The sequence below is a fragment of the Streptomyces sp. NRRL S-1813 genome (assembly GCF_000719605.1).
In the GTDB taxonomy this organism is placed as follows: Bacteria; Actinomycetota; Actinomycetes; order Streptomycetales; family Streptomycetaceae; genus Streptomyces; species Streptomyces decoyicus.
In genome coordinates, this window is record NZ_JOHB01000007.1 from 151,081 (window position 1) to 171,205 (window position 20,125).

A 20,125-nucleotide genomic window follows, 5' to 3' on the forward strand; every position below is an offset into this window, starting at 1 on the left:
CGGGCGCCGGCTACTGCCGGAAGTCGGGGCCGGGCTGCTGGCCGTACGGTGGGGGCGGGGGTACGACGGGACGCCGACGCCGGATGACGACCACCACCAGTGCTGCGAGGAGCCCGAGCCCGAGTACGCCCGCAACACCCCAAACGACGTACTGTGAGCGGTTGTTAGGGGTGGATGTTCCTCGATCGGTCGGAGCAGAAGGACCGGTGGCCCCTGCTGACGCAGAGGATGACGGGGCCGCCGGCAGCGGACCGTTCTTCGAACCGGCGGGGATTTCCTCGGTCAGGGCGCGGTAGGGGCGGATGAAGCCGTAGCCGTAGTGCTTGTCCGGAAGCTTCGCCGCTTCTGCAGATTCCGGCAGCTTGGCCGTCTTCACGAGACGATTGGCAATTTGCCCTGCCGTGAGATCCGGGAACTTTGCACGGAGGAGGGCAGCAGCAGCTGATACATAGGCGGTGGCGTCCGAGGTTCCGGTACCGCTTCGGTAGCCATGGTCCCGCCCCGCGCCTGGAACGTCCACGCCTGGTGCTGAGAGCAAGTTGTTCGACCCGTAGTTCGACTTCTCCCAGATCTTCCCTGAAGTGTCGACCGCACCTACCGAGATCACCCCCGGGATGCTCGCGGGATAGTTCGGCTCGTCCACGCCGTCGTTGCCTGCTGCGGCGACGATCACGGCATCCTTCTGCCGCGCATACCGAACTGCATCGTCCAGATCTGTGATCTTGAACGTGTCTCCCAGCGACAGATTGATGACTGTCGCCCCGTGGTCAACGGCGTAGCGGATCGCCTGCGACACGGGGGACCCACCCTTACCCGTGCCGACCTGCAGGCCGTCCTGCGTATTGACCAGCAACGGCAGGACCTTTGCGGCCGGCGCGAGACCCTGGACGCCAGCCGCTCCCCCCGGCCCATGGCCATGGCCTGCGATCAAGGAGGCCATGGCAGTGCCGTGTGAGTTCTCCGTTTCACGGTCGGCGCGACCGCCGCCCTTGAGGAAGTTCTTCCCCGGCAGCACGCTGCCCACAAGGTCGGGGTGTGTCCCGTCGACTCCGGTGTCGACGACGGCGACGGTCACCCCCCGGCCTGTGGACACCTTCTCGATCGCGTCCGCCTCGAACGCCGACAAGGCCCACTGACGATCGCGAATGGAGTCCGCGGCTGCCGGGAGCGCTGCCTGCACGAGGCTCGCTGCACACAGCAGCGCCGTCCCGCCTGCCGCCCTCATCCATCGCTTGAACGTCACGCCCTGCTGCTTCCTTCCGCGCTGTCCGGCTCCGCCTCACGGCTTCGCTGTTCCGGCGTGCCGTCGTCCTCTGCCTTCTCGGGAGCAGACGCACCGACAACTCCCGGCACGACGTCGCGCTGCGAAATCCAGGTCTCCTCGTCCTCGACCAAGTAGTCAGGACGCGTTGACCGCCGCCGTTCCTTGTCCTCACGGGCGTTCCGCCCGCCGGGTGGAACGCCCATTGGTCCGCGCGCACGAGAAGAGCCTTCCGAGCTCCCGCTCAGAGCGCCACCACGACTGCGATGCAGACCTGAGCCACCCTGCGCGCCCCGGCCCGGCGCCCCCGGCTTCTCCGGTTCCCCGACGACGCCACCGGGACGTCTCGCCCAGCCTCCCTGACGGCCAGGTGTGCCGCCCTTTCCGGACGCACCCGGGCCCGTGGCGCCCGCAATCGGCGGTCGCCCTGCCTGACCCGACTGGCCGGGAGCACCCGGCATGACGGACTTTCCGGCACTGCCGCGACCGCCCCGAGGCGTGCTCGGGGTGCTCGGTGACCCGGGGCGCACCGCTCTCCCGCCCGAAGGACCCCGGCCTCCGACCACTTGGCCACCAGGGGGCATGACCGGCCCGCCGCTGCCCGGACCGGAGTTGCCGGGAGCTCCACCAACCACGGGCCCACCGGGGCCTGTGCTGGGAAGGGGGCTGGCGGGATTGGGCACACCGCCACGGACACCGTCCAACGCCGTCCCAGGATGCGGCGCATGCGGCACGGCAGGGCGGGCCCCAGATCCGGCAGAGCCTCCCATGGCCCCATCGTGCCCAGACAACCGGGGCGAAGCGACACCGCCCCCGGAAGACGCACCGCCGGCCACCGGCCGGCCCGACACGTCCGGGGCAGTTCCCCTCCGCGGACTCGCCACGGCTGGAACCACGGCGAAGCCCACGTCTGGCGGTGGCACCGTCGAGTCCGGCGGGGGGATGGGTTTCTCCGGGTCACGGGCCCCGGGCCCCGCCAGCTGATTCGCTTTGACGTTGTACGACGCCCCGAGCTTCTCCATGTGTGCGGCTGCTTGCAGGGCGATCTCGCGCCCGCGGGAAAGCGATTCGGCGTGCGCCGCCCGTGCCTTGTCAGCGCTCATTCCGTTGGAAATGTCACTCTTGAGCCCGGTGTCGTCACGCCCGCTGAAGAAATCTTCGGTCTTGTCCACTCCGTCCTTCGCGAGCGAGATCGCCGCTCCAACGATGTTCCCGGACTTGCGCTCGCTCTCGGTGTCTTGAAGGTCGGTGACAGCCCGTTTGGCTGCTCGAAGGTCGGCCGCAGCGGACTTCAGAGTGTGCGACGTGTTCTTCGCATAAAGAGAGCCGTTCTTGAGGCTCGTGCTCAAATTCTTGGCTCGTGCTGCGAAGGCATCCGCAGCGGTTCCGTGCCAGTACTCACGGACATCCGCCACAGCCTTGTCCAGCAGGTCCCGCACACTGCCATCCGGCGCATCGCCAGCGAGCTGGTCATGCACGTGCATCCAGTGGTCGGCGATCTCGTCGACCTTGTCCGGCTGCGCGTCTCGCACCATGGCCTTCAACGCCTCAAGCGTGTTGCTTGAGAAGTTGCTGGTGTGCCCGCCCCCGCTACCCATCTCGATCCTCCCCGTTGTGCCGACTCACGTGCACGAGCCGACGACGATCCGCCTCAGCTCATGAATGCACGGACCTCTTGCTCACGGCTGTCGTAGCCGTCGTGCACGGTCCTCGTCTTCTTGCCGGCTTCGGCGATCATCTGCTTCAGCTCGGCGACCATGCCAGCGATCTCGTGCTTCATCTTTCCGTGCGCGTTCCGGAGTCCGGCCTCCTCCGCGAAACCCTGACCGAGGTACCCCTCCGGCAGCTCCGTCTTGTACTTCGCCGTGGCCCCGACACCGTCCATGGTGTCCACGAGCGAGTTGAGCCGTGTGATCACCTGTTGCAATGCGCTCAGATCGACACGATATTCCTCAGTCATCCGCAGATCCCCCTGATGCTGCACCTAAAACTGCGCCTGGCGCACTGACGCCATGGCAGCACCATATAACCCTCCATTAGAACACTTGGTCAACCGGCTTATCGATGGAGGGCAAGGCGTCGCATCTCTGTCTTGAAAGTGTCACTGATCTGGCTGACATGAAAGGGCGAAAGTGGCGTCAGCCTGCACGTACACCCCAAGGAGGCGTACGCGCGCATCGCTGGCCGGCTACCAGTCGCTACCCGCTCCATCACGGAAGCTTGAGATCCTCACAGCCATGACTCTTGGAAGACCGCGTGGCGAACGTCTTCAGCCTGGACCTTTCCAGATCGCTATCCGGATCGAAACGACCGTCCGCACCAGGGAGCCTGGTCGAGATGTACAACGCCCGACTTCCGGAAGGACACTCGGCGGAGCCCCACAAGAAACTCCCCTTATTCCCGGCAGGCTTTTCCGTATCGACCTCCCCCGAATATCCCCGCTGCAACGGCAACGCCTGAGCAAAGGGGCCATAGAAAGCACTAATGCGATATTGGGAGGCACTACGTCCCGCAAGAACGTAGCAGTTCTCGATGGGCGCTTTGGGATCCGTCACGCTCTCACGGACAGCGGTCTTGATGCCCGCGCAAGTCCCGCGGGCCTCACCCCGCGGAACCTCCGTATGCGCAGTGCTCCCCGGCACATGCTCGATGACGCCCCCGGAGTGGGCTGTACAACCCCAAGCTTCGGCAGCGTGCTGGGCTGTCTTCACCGTCGTACGGGCAAAGCGCGCGCGCTGTGCGCCTCCAGCCATCGACCGTGTGCCCATGCCCTGCACAGTGGCAATCAATGAGGAGTGCCGAGGATCACTGCGGCGGTTTTCGCAGTGCATGTTCACCGTGGCGACCAGGTTCCCGGTTCCGGGCACCTCATCGAGAACGCCTTCCCAGCCGTGCTCTAGCGGAGTCGCCATCCCCACGTCGCCGTACGGTGTGAAGCCGCCCAAATCGTGGAGAGGCCCCGCGGCGTCACCACTCCAGTCCAGCGACACGGACACTGAAGCATTGTCGTCAGAATCCCCCACCGAGCACTTCCGCAGTTGGCCCGCACGCAGGGAGGAACCGTCGTCCGCTTCGACGTCGTGGCCGCGCACACGGTCAACGCCGAGCAATTCTTTGACTTCCGAAGTGTCCACGCTGCCCCGGCAGGTGTCGGCCAGGCTCCGGCTATCCTGCCAGCTGTCATACGCTCCGGAGAAATAGAAGATTCCGGGCACGGCCAGCACGAGGACCAAGCCAGCGGCAATCAGAAGACGCTTGCGCTTCAGGGGGGCGGCTCCGGGGTCGGGGTCGGGGTCACCAATACGACGCTGCTCCGTCACATCAACCATGGCTAGTTATTGTTCTTCCCTCGACCGAGAACGTCTTGGGCGTCGGTGCGACCGTCTTCATAGCTTCCCCGCATTTCATTCTGCGCGAAATCAACGTGGGGCGAATCGGGATCACCACTATGCGTCTCGTACCACTCGGCTACCATCTTATTGACCCCCGCCTGGCCACTTTTCCCAAATTCACCATGGATAGTGTTTGCATCGATTTCACCCGCCCCCGCGGCCTGGACAGCAGCGTCCATGTGCTGCTGCCAAGCGGTAGCGCCGACATCGGTCAGGCGAACCGCTATATCGCCGACGACTGGGAACTTGGTGACGATGCCCGCTCCTGTGTGATAGCCGGCCTTCCCGATCCACCACTTGTGGTCAGAGAGTCCATCGGCCTCCCGGTCGAGGATGACATCCCCCTGAATGGCGTCGATGGCACCTGTAGCTCTTGCAGCGTTGGCCATGACTCCCTTCACGTCCTCTTGCTGCGCGTCGGGCGAAAGGTCTGCCAGCTGCTGTGCCACGTGCGCCGTTTGCGACTCCTGGAGGACGTGGTACGCCTCAGGGTCATCCGACACCCCACGCATCAGGCGAATAAGTGACGTCCTATCAGTGGACATCCGCATCCGGCCGGAGTCCTTGTCACTCCAGACTCCTGAGTCACCTTCTCCGTTGTGGCTCAGGGACCTGTCGTTGGTACCGGACAGGATGTCGTGCGTGTCCGAGACGTAGTCACCAAGCGCGTTGGCAATCGGGCGCTGCATGCCTTCCGGGAGCTTCTCGTTCTTAGGGCCGCCGTCGAGCATGTTGATGCTGTCCCGCATGATCCTGGCCTGCGACACAGTGTGTTCGCGCGCCGCGTCTTCATGCCCCGGCTGATGCCCGGTGGCGCCGGCTTCGATGGCCGACGCCAACGATCCCTGGCCGGTCTTTTCATGGAAGCCGTCCGGCATCCACTCTCGGTCGTCCACGAGGTACTTGAGGTTCCCGTTCTCGCGCGGCTCGCCGGGGTCGAGAAACTGGGTGGCGGCCACGGGGTTCTTGCTCAACGCGTCCATGTAGCCCGTCATGGGGTCGCTGCCCGGACCATCCCCGGAGTAGTCGATCCGTGCCATGGTGGAGTCAGGGGCCCACAACTCCCTCGGCGTCGATGAGCCTCTGGTCTTCTCGTAGCTCACGAGATCCCGACCGTAGTCGTTGAGGAAGTCGGTGTCGTAGCCGCCGTTCCGCATGAGGCTGCTCATGAGCTGATAGCCCTTGGCGCTCGGCCCGCCGACACCTCCTGGGTCGATTGTCTGCGGCCCGAGCTCCAGCATCTTCTCTTTCCACGCGTCCATCGCGACGCTGTCGCTCTGCGTGGCGATCCCCAGTGTGGAACCGAGACCGGCCTGCAACTGCTTGAGAGCGGCGTTGCGTTCGCCTCCTGGCTCTCCCGAGTCCGGGCCAGATGCCTCACGCCAGAATTCGAGCGCGCCCTTCGGGCCCAGCGCCGTGGCGTACCTCTCCGCGAAAACCATGTCATTCTTCCGCTTCGAGAGGATCTTCCCCAAACGGTCCAGCTCATCGTTGGACAGGTCTTCGCCCCCTTTCTCGGTCAGCCTCAGGGCTTCGGCCATGTCCTTCTTTGCATCCCTGGCGGCATCCAACGATGCGTAGACGTTCTTGTTGAACGAGTCGCTGTTCTTACCGTTGGAGTCCTGGCTCAGCGCCCAGTCCGCGGCTTCGTCCGCTGCGGTGGCGTCCCGCAGCACCTTTTCGATGCGGTGCTTCATCGCATCGACGGCAGCCTGGCGCTTTTCGAGGTAGAGGCTGCGGTGGTACGGGCCTGGTAGGTCATCGGGCTCAGCTTTGGCATCGGTGATCGTGCCGTCCCCTGCCACCTTGAGATGCTCCGACGGCGCTTCCTCGTCGACGATCCTGCGGAGCTTCTTCTGTGCGCCACTGAACTCCGTATGTGCATCGCGCAGCAGCGAGGTGATGGCCTGAGCCTCTTCCGCCGCCGCCTGGTACTGCTTCTTGATCTTGGCGAGTGAGACCTGCGCCTGTTCGGCTGCATCACCCGTCCAGTCCGACTTCAGGGGCTTGGTGACGCGGGCCTCGAAGAGCTCCTGCAGGCCCTGGTACTTGTTCGGCAACAGCTTCCACTCGTCTGCTGCTGCCTGAAGCTTTCCTAGATCGGCGTGGAGGAGGTCGGAGAAAGTAACCACGGTCAGCCCCTCCCGCCGTCGAGCGAGTCCATCCTGGACTTCTCTGCGCGATCGGTGTGCGCGTACGACGTGCTGGTGTTGTGCAGCTTCGCTGTGGCCTCCGACAGCATCTTGCTGAGGTTGCTGGCCTCTGCCGCCCACCGCCTGTGCATCTTGTCCAGCCCGGTGGCGGCCTGCCAGCCGTCCAGTGCGCTCCAGGCGGAATCTGTTTCGGACAGGGCTTTCATATCCACCTTGTCCGTGTCACTCCGCAACTGCTCCAACGAGTCGGCCGCCTTGGTCAGCACAGTCGTTCGGACCGAGGTCTGCCGGCCTCCACCACCTCCGCCTCCGGTGCCCCCCGCGGAGTTGAGCTCCATCGTCACGTTCTGCCGCTTGGCGGCGTCGGTGAGCGAACCGTCCGCGTTGTAGCGGAACGGGTTGAGGATTTTGTCCCATTCATGGTCGTACGACATGCGTTCCCCCGAGGTCCTGCGACGTGCATAGCTTGTTCGACACAAAGTGCCGAAAGCCTAGTCCAGAGGATCTCGCCGCAGCGATGACGTCGTAGAGATCAAGCCGCCGTTCAGTCGGAGCCGCCCAGACGGCCGACTGAGGACCTGAATGCGGCGCCGCGACTCAGCAGCCGACGCCACTCAAGGGGCGGTCATCACTCCTGCGGCGCGTCTTGCAATACCGGTCACGAACGCATCGGCCAGTACATCGTGGATGAGAAGCAAGTTGCCGAGGCCGGTCGAGTGCAGCCTCACGTGGCGAAGCGACGACATCGCATCAGGCTTGGCTCGCAACGCCTCGGAAGCGCGGATGCGGGTAAGTGCACGACATCATCTTGCACTTTTGACTACCTAACCCGCCGGCACGTGGTTGATCGCGCACATGGCATCCATGGCGGTCGGCGCATTGCCACGCTTCACCCGGCGCACAAAGCCCCTTGTCGCAGCACTGCTGGGCACAACCCCTAACCAACCGCGACCTCCATGCCCGCGGTCCCCGCGGCATGCCCGCATCTCCACCCCCGATCAACTCCGGGCGGCGAGGCCGTGCTTCCCGGAGTCCCGATGGACCGACTTCCGTACTAATCGAGGCCCAAACGCCGAGATCCCGGTCAGACGGTGACCGTCTGACCGGGATCTCGTGAACAGTTCGCGGGCTAACCCGCGAACAGCTCGTCTGTGGACCTGAGGGGATTCGAACCCCTGACCCCCTCGTTGCGAACGAGGTGCGCTACCAGCTGCGCCACAGGCCCTTGCGACGAGTGAAACTCTAGCATCTCGGTCGCGGTGCTCGGAAATCGCTTCCGGTGCTGGTCAGCGGAGGAGCGTCACTCGTTCGCCGCGCGCGGCCGGTCCTCGTTCTCGTACTGGTCGAAGAGCGGGGTGCGGCCGCGGGTGCGGCGGCCGGGGTGGGTGGGGCGGTCCTGCTGGGTGTCGGGCTGGGGGCGGTCGGGGGCGGCGCTGGAGCGGGCGGAGCTCCAGGCGTCCTCGGCGTCCAGGTCGACGTGGCTGGTGGCGCGGGGGGCGACCGGGGCGGTGACGTACGTGGGGAGGGGGACCGGGACCGGCTCCCAGCTGCCGGCGGCGGGCCGTGGGCGTTCGCGTTCGCGCTGCTGGTCGACCCACTCGGCGTGGTCGGTCTCCTCGACCAGGGCCCGACGTCCCGCGGTGTGGGCGGGGGTGGCGGGGCGAGGCGGTTCCGGGGCGGCGTCGGCCGGGGGGTCAACGCGGGCGGCGGGCGGGTGCTCGTCGGCGGGCGGCTGGTCGGCCGCCTGCTGAGGGCGGGATCTGCCTTCCCGCAGCCGCTGCGCAGCCGCCTCCGCCTTGCGCCGGTCCATGGTGAAGGTGAAGCGCCGCCGCTCCTGGGCGCGCAGGTAAATGATGTACGCGGTCAGGAGAAGGGCGGGGAGGGCGGGGGCCCAGAGGAAGGGCAGGCCGCCGACCGCGGCGACGATGGCGCCGGCGGTGAAGGTGAGGAACAGGATGGTGGTGGTGCGCCGGCGCCGGGCGAGGGCCTTGGCACGCTTGGTCCGCTCGGCGGCGGAGGGGCGCGGCGGGGCGGCCTGCACCCGGGTGTGGGGAGCCTCGGGCCCTTCCGCCGGAGCGGGGTCGCCGAAGGCCCGGGCGGCGGCCTCGTCGGCCGTGGCGTCCGGGTCCGCGTCGTCGCCCGCATCGTCGGCGGGGTACTCCCCGTGCGCCTTGTCGTAACGGCGCTGCATGGCCGCCCGTCCGGACAGCAGCCGGATGGCGGTGCTGAAGCGCTCGGTCGGACGGGCCTCGTTGAGCTCGTCCTGCCTACGGAGCCACATCGGCACCAGGTAGGCAGCCCAGGCCCCGACGATGACTGCGTAGATGAGGCCGCTACTTCTCACGACTCACACGGTAGAGGGGTTTGCAGGGGGCCATCCGCCAATTGAGCCGGTGTGTCGCACGATCTGGCTGATATCTCGAACTTTTTTGTGATGGTAGAGATCGGCGCCTCCACCAATCCGGTCAATCAGGGAATGCATTCGAACATTTATTTTATTTGTGGGGTGTGCCGGAGGTACCGGGCTTCTCCCTGCGCCAGCGGTTGAGCAGGCCTTCGGGCAGTTCTTCCGCGGTCAGGGCGAAAACCAAGTGGTCGCGCCAGGCGCCGTCGATGTGGAGGTAGCGCGGGCGGATGCCCTCTTCGCGAAAACCGAGTTTTTCGACCACCCGGCGGCTGGGGACGTTCTCCGGGCGAATGCAGACCTCGATGCGGTGCAGTCCCACGGACCGGAAGCAGTGGTCGACGGCGAGCGCCACGGCCGTCGGGATGACACCGCGGCCGGCGACTTCCCGGTCGACCCAGTAGCCGATGTGGCCGGAGCACATGGAGCCCCAGGTGATGCCCGCGACCGTCAGCTGGCCCACCAACTGGCCCCGGTACTCGACGACGAACGGCAGCATCCGGCCGGCGTGCGCCTCGGCACGGAGATGGCGGACCATCTGACGGTACGTGGGGCGGTGCGGCGGTGCGAGGCCGGGCGGGGGCGGCGGGATGGTCGCTTCCCAGGGGCGCAGCCAGTCGCGGTTACGGCGGTTGACCTCGCGCCAGGCCCGTTGGTCGCGCAGCTTTATCGGACGGAGGGTCACCACTCCGTCCGTGCGGGCCACCGGCCAGGGCGCGTTCAGCTTTGGCTCCCGGAAGGTCTGGGGTGGTCGCCGCCGCGGATCTGGTCGACGGCGTGCGGCAGGAGGCCGGTCAGGACGGCGAGGCCGTCGCGGACGCCGCCGGAGGAGCCGGGGAGGTTGACGATCAGGGTCGTCCCGGCGACGCCCGCCAGTCCCCGGGAGAGCGCGGCGGTGGGGACCTTCGTACGGCCTGCGGCGCGGATCGCCTCGGGAATGCCGGGGATCTCGTAGTCCAGGACCCCGCGGGTGGCCTCGGGGGTGCGGTCGGTGGGGGTCAGGCCCGTACCGCCGGTGGTGAGGATGACGGCGTACCGGGCGGAGGCGACGGCTTCGCGGAGGGCGGCTGCCACGGGTTCGCCGTCGGGCACCACCTGCGGGCCGTCGACCTCGAAGCCCATCGCGGCCAGGCCCTCGGCGAGCAGCGGGCCGCTCTTGTCGGCGTAGACGCCGGCCGCGGCGCGGTTCGAGGCGGTGACGACCAGGGCGCGGTCGGGGCTCATGACCGGCTCCAGTCGCCGGACTTGCCGCCGGACTTCTCCTCCACGCGGATGTCGGAGATCACCGCGGCCTTGTCGACGGCCTTGATCATGTCGACGACCGTGAGGGCGGCGATCGACACGGCGGTCAGCGCCTCCATCTCGACGCCGGTGCGGTCCGTGGTCTTGACCGTGGCCGTGATCTCGACGGCGTCGTCGGTGAGCGAGAGGTCCACCTTGACGCCGGAGACGGACAGCGGGTGGCAGAGCGGGATCAGCTCGGGGGTGCGCTTGGCGCCCATGATGCCGGCGATCCGGGCGGTGGCCAGGGCGTCGCCCTTGGGCATGCCCTCACCCCGCAGCAGCTCGATGACCTGCGAAGAGACCAGGACGCGGCCGCTGGCGCCGGCCGTGCGGGCGGTGACGTCCTTCTCGGAGACGTCGACCATCCGCGCCGCGCCCGCCGCGTCGAGGTGGGTGAGGTGTTGCTGGCCGCTGCTCATCGTTCTCCCGGTACCAAACTGCCGCCTGTGGGACGACACCGTACCCCCGGCGGCAGCGGGCTACCCGAGCAGGACGATGTCCACGTCCGCGCCCGCGGCGACCTCGGTGGTCGCCTCGGGGACGATGATCAGCGCGTTGGCGTGCGCCATGGCCTTGATCAGGTGGGAGCCGGCGCCGCCGACGGGGGTGACCGTGCCGGCGTCGGCGTCGTAGGAACCGCGCAGGAACTGGCGCTTCCCCTGGGGTGAGGAGGCGATGGCGTCGGTGCACCGGGCGGGGGTGGCCGGGCGGTGCACCTCGGGCAGGCCCATCAGGGCGCGGATGGCGGGGCGGACGAACAGCTCGAAGGAGACGTACGAGCTGACGGGGTTGCCGGGCAGCGCGAGCAGCGGGATGCGGTCGGGGCCGATGAGGCCGAAGCCCTGGGGCTTGCCGGGCTGCATGGCGAGCTTGCGGAACTCGACCGTGCCGTCCTCCGCGGACAGGGCGGTCAGGGTCTCCTTGACCACGTCGTACGCGCCGACGCTGACGCCGCCGCTGGTGACAAGGATGTCGGCCCGGATGAGCTGGTCCTCCAGGGTGGAGCGGAGGGTCTCGGCGTCGTCGGCGACGGCGCCGACGCGGTAGGGGATGGCGCCGGCCGCACGGGCGGCGGCGGTGAGCTGGAAGCTGTTGGAGTCGTGGATCTGGCCGGGGCCCAACGCCTCGCCGGGCTGGACGAGTTCGCTGCCCGTCGACATCACCACGACGCGGGGGCGGGGGCGCACCTTGACCGTGCCGCGGCCGATGGCGGCGAGCAGACCGATCTGGGAGGGGCCGAGCACCGTGCCCGCCCGCAGGGCCGGCTCGCCTTCGGTGACGTCGCTGCCGCGGGCGCGGATATGGGCGCCGACGGCGGCCGGGCGGTGGACGCGGACCTCGCCGGCGGCGTCCTGAGGGGCGGCGCTGTGGGCGCGCATCGTGGCGGCCGGTCCCTCGCCCGTGCCGCCGTCGGTCCATTCGACGGGGACGACGGACTCGGCGCCGGGCGGCAGCGGGGCGCCGGTCATGATCCGGGCGGCCTGGCCGGGGCCGACCTCCGGCAGCTCGCCGCTGCCCGCCGCGACATCGCCGATGACGGTGAGGGCGACCGGTGTCTCCTCCGTGGCGCCCTCGACATCGGCGGCGCGGACCGCATAGCCGTCCATGGAGCTGTTGTCGAAGGGCGGCAGGGCGACGGGGACCGTGATGTCCTCGACCAGGACGCAGCCCTGGGCTTCGAGGATCTGCAACTCGATCGGGTCCAGCGGGGCGATCTTCGACAGGACGTCTTCGAGATGCTCGGCCACCGACCAGACGCGGTCCTGGTGGCGGGTCTGGCCGGTGGTGCCGTTCAACGTCTTACATCTCCTCGGTGACGTAACTGCGCAGCCAGGTCCGGAAGTCCGGGCCCAGGTCCTCACGTTCGCATGCCAGTCTGACAATGGCACGCAGATAGTCGCCGCGGTCGCCGGTGTCATAACGACGGCCCTTGAAGACCACACCGTGCACCGGTCCGCCGAGGGCGGGGTCGGCGGCCAGCGCCTGGAGGGCGTCGGTGAGCTGGATCTCGCCGCCGCGGCCGGGGGCGGTCTTGCGCAGCACCTCGAAGACGGCCGGATCGAGGACGTAGCGGCCGATGATGGCGAGGTTGCTGGGGGCCTCGGCCGGGTCGGGCTTCTCCACCAGGTCGGAGACGACCACGACATCGTCGTCACCGGTGGGAGCGGCGGCCGCGCAGCCGTAGAGGTGGATCTGCGCCGGGTCGACCTCCATGAGGGCGATGACGGAGCCGCCGTGCTGCTCCTGTATCTCGACCATCCGCGCCAGCAGCGGGTCACGGGGGTCGATCAGGTCGTCGCCGAGGAGGACCGCGAAGGGCTGGTCGCCCACGTGCGGTGCGGCACACAGCACCGCGTGGCCCAGGCCCCTGGGGTCGCCCTGCCGTACGTAGTGCATGGTCGCCAGGTCGCTGGACTCCTGCACCTTGGCGAGCCGGGACTCGTCGCCCTTGCGGTGCAGCGCCTCTTCGAGTTCGTAATTGCGGTCGAAGTGGTCCTCGAGCGGGCGCTTGTTGCGGCCGGTCACCATCAGGACGTCGGAGAGTCCGGCGGCGGCAGCCTCCTCCACCACGTACTGGATGGCGGGCTTGTCGACGACCGGGAGCATCTCCTTGGGTGTGGCCTTTGTGGCGGGGAGAAACCTGGTGCCGAGGCCGGCTGCGGGGATGACAGCCTTGCTGATCCGTGTGTGCGATGCGGTCATGCGCGACACCATAACCGGCCCTATCGGAACGATGATGAGGGTCTGGTGAATAGAGCATGAGAGCGGGAGCAAGGGCCAACAGTGAGCATTGATCACGATAGAAAGCGCAGGTTGCGGCGACATCTCCTGGAGGTGAGGAGAGCGTTGCCGCCGGATGTCGTCGCCGTGACGGGCGAGGCGCTGGCCCGACGCACGCTGGAGCTGGACGAGTTGGCCGCGCCGGTCTCCCCACGGCCGGGCACCCCGCGGCCGGGCACCCCGCCGGTGGTCGCCGCCTATGTCTCGATCGGCGGCGAGCCCTCCACCCGCGCCCTGCTGGACCGGCTGCGGGCGGCCGGGGTGCGGGTGCTGCTGCCCGTCCTGCTGGCGGACAACGATCTGGACTGGGCGCTCTACGAGGGCGCCGAGCGGCTCGTACGGGCCGGCCGCGGTCTGCTGGAGCCGGACGGGCCCCGGCTGGGCCCGGAGACCGTCACACAAGCGGATGTGGTGCTGCTGCCGGGGCTCGCGGTGGACCACGGCGGGCTGCGGCTGGGGCGCGGCGGCGGCTCCTACGACCGGGTGCTGGCGCGGCTGGAGCGGGCCGGTGCGCGGGCGTCGCTGGTGGTGCTGCTCTACGACGCGGAGGTGCTGGCCGAGGTGCCGGCCGAGGCGCACGACCGGCATGTGCATGCCGCGGTGACCCCGTCGGCGGTGCACCGGTTCACGGCGCCGGGGGCCCGCACGGAGGGCTGACGCGGGCCGTATACGGGCGGGCCGGGAGCCGCGGCCGGAGCGGGGCCCGAAAACGCGTCGGGCGGGCCGGAAATCTCCGGCCCGCCCGACGGCGCAGCGATCACCCGGTGGCGGCGCGAGCGCCGCCCGCCCCTACGGCGACAGGGTCAGCGTGTCCTTGCCCGCCTTCTTGACGGCGTCCTTGCTGTACGCCCAGGGCAGCAGATCGCCCTTGGCCCACTTGTCGGTCTGGTCGTAGTAGTGGGCGTCGTAGGCGTGTCCGGAGGCGCCGGTGAGGTTGATCCAGCGGGACTTGTCGAGGTCGGCGAGGTTGACCACCATCCGCATCGACGGGACCCAGGTGACCTTGTAGCCGCCGGCGGCGTTCCAGCCGGTGGCGTCGACCGCGGCCTCGCCGCCGCCGACGTTCCAGGGGCCGCGGTTGAACAGGCCCTGGAGGAAGCCGGGGCCGTCGGTGCCCAGGGTCTGGTTCTTCAGGAACATCTGGTGCAGCCGGCCCCAGCTCCAGTTGTCGATGTTCTTGCCCAGCTTGGAGGTCAGCTCGAAGCGCGCATCCGTCATGGCGTGTGCCAGGAGCTGGTCGCGGTTCTTGTCACCGGGGCGGTTGGGCCGGTCCTCGGTCTTCCACCAGGCGTTGCCGGGGTCGTCCAGGAGGCCGCGGACGACCTCGTACCAGCGGTCACCGCCGTCGGGCTGGGCGGAGTCACCGTCCCGCTCGCCGCATTCGCGGATGTACTTGTCGCTCTCGTCGGCGGGGCCGGTCTCGTCGGCCGGGCGGACGGTCAGGCACTGCCCGTCGGGGCGCAGCTCCTTGGGCATCTTGTTGCCGAAGGCGAGCTTGAGGGTGTTGCGCCAGACGGCGTTGAAGTAGGCGGCCGCGGCGGAGTCGGGCTCCTGGCTGAAGTCCCAGCCGTCCAGCAGCTGCTGGGCGTCGCGGACGTACTTGTCCTTGATGTCGACCTTCGTCAGGTAGGGCGTCAGCAGCCGGGCGATCTCGCTGCTGTTGTCCTTCTGGAAGGCCTGCATGTCGTCGGTGGAGACCTTGCCGCTGTCCTTGATCTTCGACTCGATCAGGTCGTTGATCCGCTGGCTGCGGGAGCCGTAGCCCCAGTCCTTGGTGAGGAGGTAGGGGTACTTCTCGTCGGTGACGGCCTGGTTGGCGGTGACGATGTAGCCGCGCTGGGGGTTGTACTCGTACGGCAGGGACTTCTGCGGGATGTAGCCGGTCCACTGGTACTTCGGGTCCCAGCCGGGCGCCGGGTAGGTGCCGTCGAAGTGGCCGTCTCCCTTGCCGCGGACCGGGATCTGGCCCGGGGCCTGGTAGCCGATGTTGCCCTTGGTGTCGGCGTAGACCAGGTTCTGGGAGGGAACCTCGAAGTGCCCGGCGGCCTTGCGGAAGCCGTTCCAGTCCTTGGCACGGTTGAGTTCGAAGACGCCGTCCATGGACTTGCCGGGGTTCAGCGCGGTCCAGCGCAGCGATACGGCGTAGCCGTCGCCGCGGTCCGGTGCGGCGTTGCCGACCGGGGCGTCCTTGCCGACATTGGCCAGTTCGCCGTCGCGGTCGGAGACGAGCGGCCCGTTCCTGGTGGACCGGACGGTGATCTGGTGGCTCTCGCCGTCGGCGACCTTGATGGTCTCCTTGCGCGTTATGAAGGGCTGCTGCTTGTTGTCGTAGAGGTAGCCGTCGGCGTTGACCTTCTCCAGGTAGAGGTCGGTGACGTCGGCACCCAGGTTGGTCATGCCCCAGGAGATGTCCTGGTTGTGGCCGATGACGACGCCGGGCATACCGGAGAAGGTGAAGCCGGAGACGTCGTAGTTGCACTTGGGGCCGGTGGTACGGCAGTGCAGGCCCATCTGGTACCAGAGCGAGGGCATCTGCGGCGCCAGGTGCGGGTCGTTGGCGAGCAGCGGCTTGCCGGTGGTGGTGTGCGCACCGGAGACGACCCAGGAGTTCGAGCCGATGCCGTTGCCGTTGGGACCGAGCAGCGCCGGGACCTTGTCGAGGGTCTTGGACAGCGAGGACAGCTGCGACTGGAGGCCCGTGGTGGCGCCGGCGGGGGCGGTGTTCGCCGAATTCGCCGAACCCTTGGGCGAGAACTTCTTGGTGGCAGGGTCGACCGCGCCGCCCTCGACGATCGGCTTGTTCCGCTTGTACGGATATGCCGGGTAGAGCTCGGCGATCTGCGCCGGGGTGAAGCGGCTGGTCATCAGGGAACGGTCGATCTCCTCCTGCATGTTGCCGCGGAGGTCCCAGGCCATCGCCTTGAGCCAGGCCACCGAGTCGACCGGCGTCCACTTCTCGGGCTTGTAGTCGTTCTGGAGGTCCAGCGCCGCGTACTCCAGGGACACCGCCGAGCCCTCGTGGTCCTTGAGGTAGGCGTTGACGCCCGCCGAGTAGGACTGGAGGTACTTCTTGGTGCCGGGCGACAGCTTGGTGTCGTACTCCTTCTGCGCCACGTGGCGCCAGCCGAGCGTCCGCAGGAACGAGTCGGTCTTGACCTGACCCTTGCCGAACATCTCCGAGAGCCGGCCGGCGGTCATGTGACGCCGGACGTCCATCTCCCAGAAGCGGTCCTGGGCCTGGACGTATCCCTGGGCGCGGAAGAGGTCTTCGTCGGTGTCGGCGTAGACCTGCGGAATGCCGTTGGCGTCGCGGGTGACGTCCACCGGGTTGGTCAGGCCCGGGAGTTTGAGCGAGCCGGTGGTCTGCGGAAACGAGGCGCGGACGGTACTGACACCCCAGAACGCGCCGAAGCCGATGCCCGCCACGAGCAGCAGAACGACCGTGATCGCGACGAGGCGGCCGCGCCGCCCCTTCTTCTTCCTGGGGACTGGGCCGGACTTGTTGGCGGGCATCTCTGTCCTTCGAGGGGCAGGGTGGGCGTGCTGGAGCAACCATAGGCGCACGGGTCCGGCGACCCCTACGCGGAGTCACCACCAGCACCTTCAACCTTCAAGCAATGGTAAATTGTTAGCCTCAGTAACTAGATACGGTAAGGAAAGACCACTCCGGAACCCGTGCGAGGAAGGACCAGCTCCTGTCTGTCGACCACCTCAACGAACTCCTGCTGCTCTGCTCGCTCGTACTGCTCATCGCGGTTGCCGCGGTACGGCTCTCCTCGCGCAGCGGGCTCCCCAGCCTGCTCATCTACCTGGGGATAGGCATTGCCATAGGGCAGGACGGCCTGGGCGGTGTCGTCTTCGACAACGCCGAGCTGACCCAACTCCTCGGCTATACCGCCCTGGTCGTGATCCTCGCCGAGGGCGGACTGGGCACCAAGTGGAAAGAGATCAAACCGGCGCTGCCCCGGGCGGTGGCGCTGTCGACGGTCGGCGTCGCGGTGAGCGTGGGGGTCACCGCGGCCGGAGCGCACTATCTGGCCGGGCTCGACTGGCGCCAGGCGCTGCTGATCGGCGCCGTGGTGTCCTCCACGGATGCCGCGGCCGTCTTCTCCGTGCTGCGCAGCGTGCCGCTGCCGGCCCGCCTGACCGGTGTACTGGAAGCCGAATCCGGCTTCAACGACGCCCCCGTGGTCATCCTCGTCGTCGCCTTCTCCACCGCGGGGCCGGCCGAACACTGGTACGCCCTGCTCGGTGAGATCGCCCTGGAGCTGGCGATCGGCGCCGCCATCGGACTGGCCTTCGGCTGGCTCGGCGCGTACGGCCTGCGCCATGTGGCGCTGCCGGCGTCCGGTCTGTACCCGATCGCCGTCATGGCCATCGCGGTCTCCGCCTACGCGGCCGGTGCACTGGCACACGGCTCGGGCTTCCTCGCCGTCTATCTGGCCGCGATGGTTCTCGGCAACGCCAAGCTGCCGCACTCACCGGCCACCCGCGGCTTCGCCGAAGGCCTCGGCTGGATCGGCCAGATCGGCATGTTCGTACTGCTCGGCCTGCTGGTCACCCCGCACAATCTGCTCGACGACTTCGTGCCCGCGCTGCTGATCGGCATGATCCTGACGCTGGTGGCCAGGCCGACGTCCGTCTTCGTGGCGCTGCTGCCGTTCCGGGTGCCCTGGCGGGAGAAGACCCTGCTGTCGTGGGCCGGACTGCGCGGCGCGGTGCCGATTGTGCTGGCCACGATCCCGATGGTGAGCGATGTCCCCGGCAGCGACCGGGTCTTCAACATCGTCTTCGTCCTGGTCGTCGTCTACACCCTGATCCAGGGGCCGACGCTGCCGTGGCTCGCCAAGCGGCTGCGGCTGGGCGAGGGCGAGGAGGCGGCCGACCTGGGCATCGAGTCCGCTCCCCTGGAGCGGCTGCGCGGCCATCTGCTGTCCACGTCCATCGGCCCGTCGTCCCGTATGCACGGCGTCGAGGTCGGCGAGCTACGGATGCCCGCGGGCGCCGCGGTCACCCTCATCGTCCGGGACGGCTCCAGCTTCGTGCCCTCGCCCTCGACGGTGCTGCGGCGCGGCGACGAGCTGCTGGTGGTCGCCACCGACCCGGTGCGCGACGCGGCCGAACGGCGGCTCCAGGCGGTCTCGCAGGGCGGCAAGCTGGCCGGCTGGCTGGGCACGGACGGCTCCTCGGGGCGGCGCGGGCACGGCCCCCGCTGACGTCCGGCGGAACCGGCGAAGAGCCGGAGATGTGGTGCAGATCTCCACGGATCCCAAGGAAATACGCGTGAAGCCCTGGCTAATCCCAGGGCTTCACGCGCAGCGGCCTGTAGTATGAAAACGCAACATCGACGAACCAACTCTGCCTGATGCAGAGCTGGCGCGACCGCTCGGCGGCCGCGGTCCCCTGCCACACGCAGCCACCCTCCCGGTGCGGACCACGCGGTATCACTCGGTCCTGCGCGAGAGGACAGCTCTCGGCGCGTACCCGTGACGACCTCGCGGGTGGCGCGCTACCAGGCGGCAGAAAGGCCCGGCCGTGGCATCCGCGGTCAAGGACTCCCGTACCGGTTACGGATCACTGCTCCGCACCCCTGGTGCATGGACATTCCTGCTGCCCGGCTTTCTGGCCCGGCAGCCCTTCGCCATGCTGACGATCGGCATCGTGCTGCTCGTCGAATCCACCACCGGCTCGTACGGCACCGCAGGCGCGGTGTCCGCCGCAACCGGTGTCTCGATGGCCCTGTTCGCCCCGCAGGGCGGCAAGCTCGCCGACCGCTTCGGCCAGCGCGCGGTGCTGATCCCCGGCGTACTGGTGCACGTCGCCGGCGTCTGTGCACTGATCACCCTCGCCCTCACCCACGCGCCCCTGTGGGCGCTGTTCGTGGTGGCCGTCCCCACGGGCGCCTCGACCCCTCAGGTCGGCCCGATGGTGCGGGCCCGCTGGGCCTCCCGGCTCGGCGGCAGCCCGCTGATGCCGACGGCCGCCGCCTTCGAGTCGGTGACCGACGAGTTCACCTTCGTCGTCGGCCCGGTGCTGGCGACCGCGCTGTGCACCGGCATCCACCCGGCGGCCGGTCTGGTCGCCGAGGCCGCGCTGACGCTGGCCGGCGGGCTGCTGTTCGCCTCCCAGCGGCGCAGCCAGCCTCCGGTGCACCGGCACCGCGCGGGCGACCGGCCGCGCGTCTCGGCGCTGTCCGTGCCCGGCGTACGCGTCCTGATCGTGGCGTTCCTCGGCATCGGCGCCGTCTTCGGCGGTATGCAGGTCTCCCTGACCGCGTTCACCCAGCACATCGGGCAGCCCGGCATCAACGGCGTGCTCTACGGGATCTTCGCGGGCGGCAACATGCTCGCCGGTATCGCGTGCGGCCTCATCGCCTGGAAGGTCGGCCCGCGGCGCCGGCTGCTGGTCGCCTACGGGCTGCTGGCACTGGCCACCACCCCGTTGTGGGCGGTCACCGCGGTGCCGCTGCTCGGCGCGGTCGGCCTGGTCGTCGGCCTGTGCATCGCCCCGGCCCTGATCACCGGTTACACCCTCGTGGAGTCGCTGGTGCCGGCCGCCGCCCGCACCGAGGCCTTCACCTGGCTGACCGGCGCGGTCGCGCTGGGCCAGGCGGCCGCGGCCACCTCGGCCGGCCAGCTCGCCGACTGCTTCGGGCCGAGCACCGGGTTCCTGGTGCCGCTGGCCGGTACGGCGCTGGCCCTGACGGTGCTGCTGGCGCTCCGCGCCCACCTGTTGCCGCGCTCGTCGACGAGGACCGCCGCGGGCCCCGCGCACGGCACGGATGCCCAGGTCCCGGCTGTTTCCGACGACCGCGAGCGGGAGCTGGCGCGCACCTGACCGGACGTGGAGT

The 20,125-nt window shown here is 68.6% G+C and carries 16 protein-coding genes and 1 tRNA gene; 4 read left to right on the forward strand and 13 right to left on the reverse strand.

The features are described from left to right. Positions 1–10 precede the first annotated feature (10 nt). Positions 11–1,243: a type VII secretion-associated serine protease mycosin gene (gene mycP, locus IF67_RS0113815; RefSeq protein ID WP_234341084.1), complete on the reverse strand. Its 1,233-nt coding sequence runs from the start codon at positions 1,241–1,243 to the stop codon at positions 11–13. A gap of 1,052 nt (positions 1,244–2,295) precedes the next feature. Here mycP and IF67_RS43695 point away from each other — a divergent pair. Further along, entirely contained in the window at positions 2,296–2,826 is a 531-nt protein-coding gene (locus tag IF67_RS43695; RefSeq protein ID WP_158713087.1) for a hypothetical protein, read from the forward strand. A gap of 86 nt (positions 2,827–2,912) precedes the next feature. Here the strand turns inward: IF67_RS43695 and IF67_RS0113825 are convergent, their stop codons facing one another. From IF67_RS0113825 to galU, 11 genes are all read right to left on the reverse strand, one after another. Then, entirely contained in the window at positions 2,913–3,221 is a 309-nt protein-coding gene (locus IF67_RS0113825) for a hypothetical protein (protein WP_030985469.1), read from the reverse strand. Between the two features lie 250 nt (positions 3,222–3,471). Further along, positions 3,472–4,590 (reverse strand): hypothetical protein, encoded by a 1,119-nt coding sequence (locus tag IF67_RS43700; protein ID WP_158713088.1) that lies wholly within the window; start codon positions 4,588–4,590, stop codon positions 3,472–3,474. 2 nt (positions 4,591–4,592) lie between these two features. Then, on the reverse strand, positions 4,593–6,785 hold the full coding sequence (locus IF67_RS0113835) for a DUF6571 family protein (RefSeq protein WP_030985474.1): 2,193 nt from the start codon (positions 6,783–6,785) through the stop codon (positions 4,593–4,595). Positions 6,786–6,787: 2 nt separating this feature from the next. Then, entirely contained in the window at positions 6,788–7,240 is a 453-nt protein-coding gene (locus IF67_RS0113840; protein ID WP_030985476.1) for a hypothetical protein, read from the reverse strand. A gap of 718 nt (positions 7,241–7,958) precedes the next feature. Continuing rightward, a tRNA-Ala gene (locus IF67_RS0113845) sits at positions 7,959–8,031 on the reverse strand. 75 nt (positions 8,032–8,106) lie between these two features. Beyond that, a complete protein-coding gene (locus tag IF67_RS0113850) occupies positions 8,107–9,150 on the reverse strand; it encodes a hypothetical protein (RefSeq protein ID WP_030985478.1) in 1,044 nt (347 codons plus the stop codon). 151 nt (positions 9,151–9,301) lie between these two features. After that, positions 9,302–9,916 (reverse strand): GNAT family N-acetyltransferase, encoded by a 615-nt coding sequence (locus IF67_RS0113855; protein WP_037839314.1) that lies wholly within the window; start codon positions 9,914–9,916, stop codon positions 9,302–9,304. A gap of 14 nt (positions 9,917–9,930) precedes the next feature. Further along, complete coding sequence (locus tag IF67_RS0113860; RefSeq protein WP_030985483.1) at positions 9,931–10,434, reverse strand: MogA/MoaB family molybdenum cofactor biosynthesis protein; 504 nt, start codon at positions 10,432–10,434, stop codon at positions 9,931–9,933. Continuing rightward, a complete protein-coding gene (moaC, locus tag IF67_RS0113865) occupies positions 10,431–10,913 on the reverse strand; it encodes a cyclic pyranopterin monophosphate synthase MoaC (RefSeq protein ID WP_030985485.1) in 483 nt (160 codons plus the stop codon). Before moaC ends, IF67_RS0113860 begins: the two co-directional genes overlap by 4 nt. A gap of 60 nt (positions 10,914–10,973) precedes the next feature. Next, positions 10,974–12,290: a gephyrin-like molybdotransferase Glp gene (glp, locus tag IF67_RS0113870; protein WP_030985487.1), complete on the reverse strand. Its 1,317-nt coding sequence runs from the start codon at positions 12,288–12,290 to the stop codon at positions 10,974–10,976. A 4-nt stretch (positions 12,291–12,294) separates the two neighbouring features. Further along, positions 12,295–13,197 carry a UTP--glucose-1-phosphate uridylyltransferase GalU gene (gene galU, locus IF67_RS0113875; RefSeq protein ID WP_030985488.1) on the reverse strand — a complete coding sequence of 301 codons (903 nt, stop codon included), beginning with the start codon at positions 13,195–13,197 and terminating at the stop codon, positions 12,295–12,297. Between the two features lie 144 nt (positions 13,198–13,341). Between galU and IF67_RS0113880 the strand changes: the two genes are divergently transcribed. Beyond that, positions 13,342–13,932 carry a 5-formyltetrahydrofolate cyclo-ligase gene (locus IF67_RS0113880; protein WP_037839316.1) on the forward strand — a complete coding sequence of 197 codons (591 nt, stop codon included), beginning with the start codon at positions 13,342–13,344 and terminating at the stop codon, positions 13,930–13,932. Positions 13,933–14,064: 132 nt separating this feature from the next. On the opposite strand, the gene IF67_RS0113885 is transcribed toward IF67_RS0113880, so the two are convergent. Beyond that, on the reverse strand, positions 14,065–16,788 hold the full coding sequence (locus IF67_RS0113885; RefSeq protein ID WP_030985491.1) for a penicillin acylase family protein: 2,724 nt from the start codon (positions 16,786–16,788) through the stop codon (positions 14,065–14,067). A 182-nt stretch (positions 16,789–16,970) separates the two neighbouring features. On the opposite strand from IF67_RS0113885, the gene IF67_RS0113895 reads away from it, so the two are divergent. Together IF67_RS0113895 and IF67_RS0113900 are read left to right on the forward strand one after the other, a co-directional pair. Next, entirely contained in the window at positions 16,971–18,491 is a 1,521-nt protein-coding gene (locus IF67_RS0113895; protein ID WP_030985495.1) for a potassium/proton antiporter, read from the forward strand. Positions 18,492–18,810: 319 nt separating this feature from the next. Next, positions 18,811–20,112, forward strand: coding sequence for an MFS transporter (locus IF67_RS0113900; RefSeq protein WP_030985496.1), 1,302 nt, complete (start codon positions 18,811–18,813; stop codon positions 20,110–20,112). Positions 20,113–20,125: the final 13 nt, after the last annotated feature.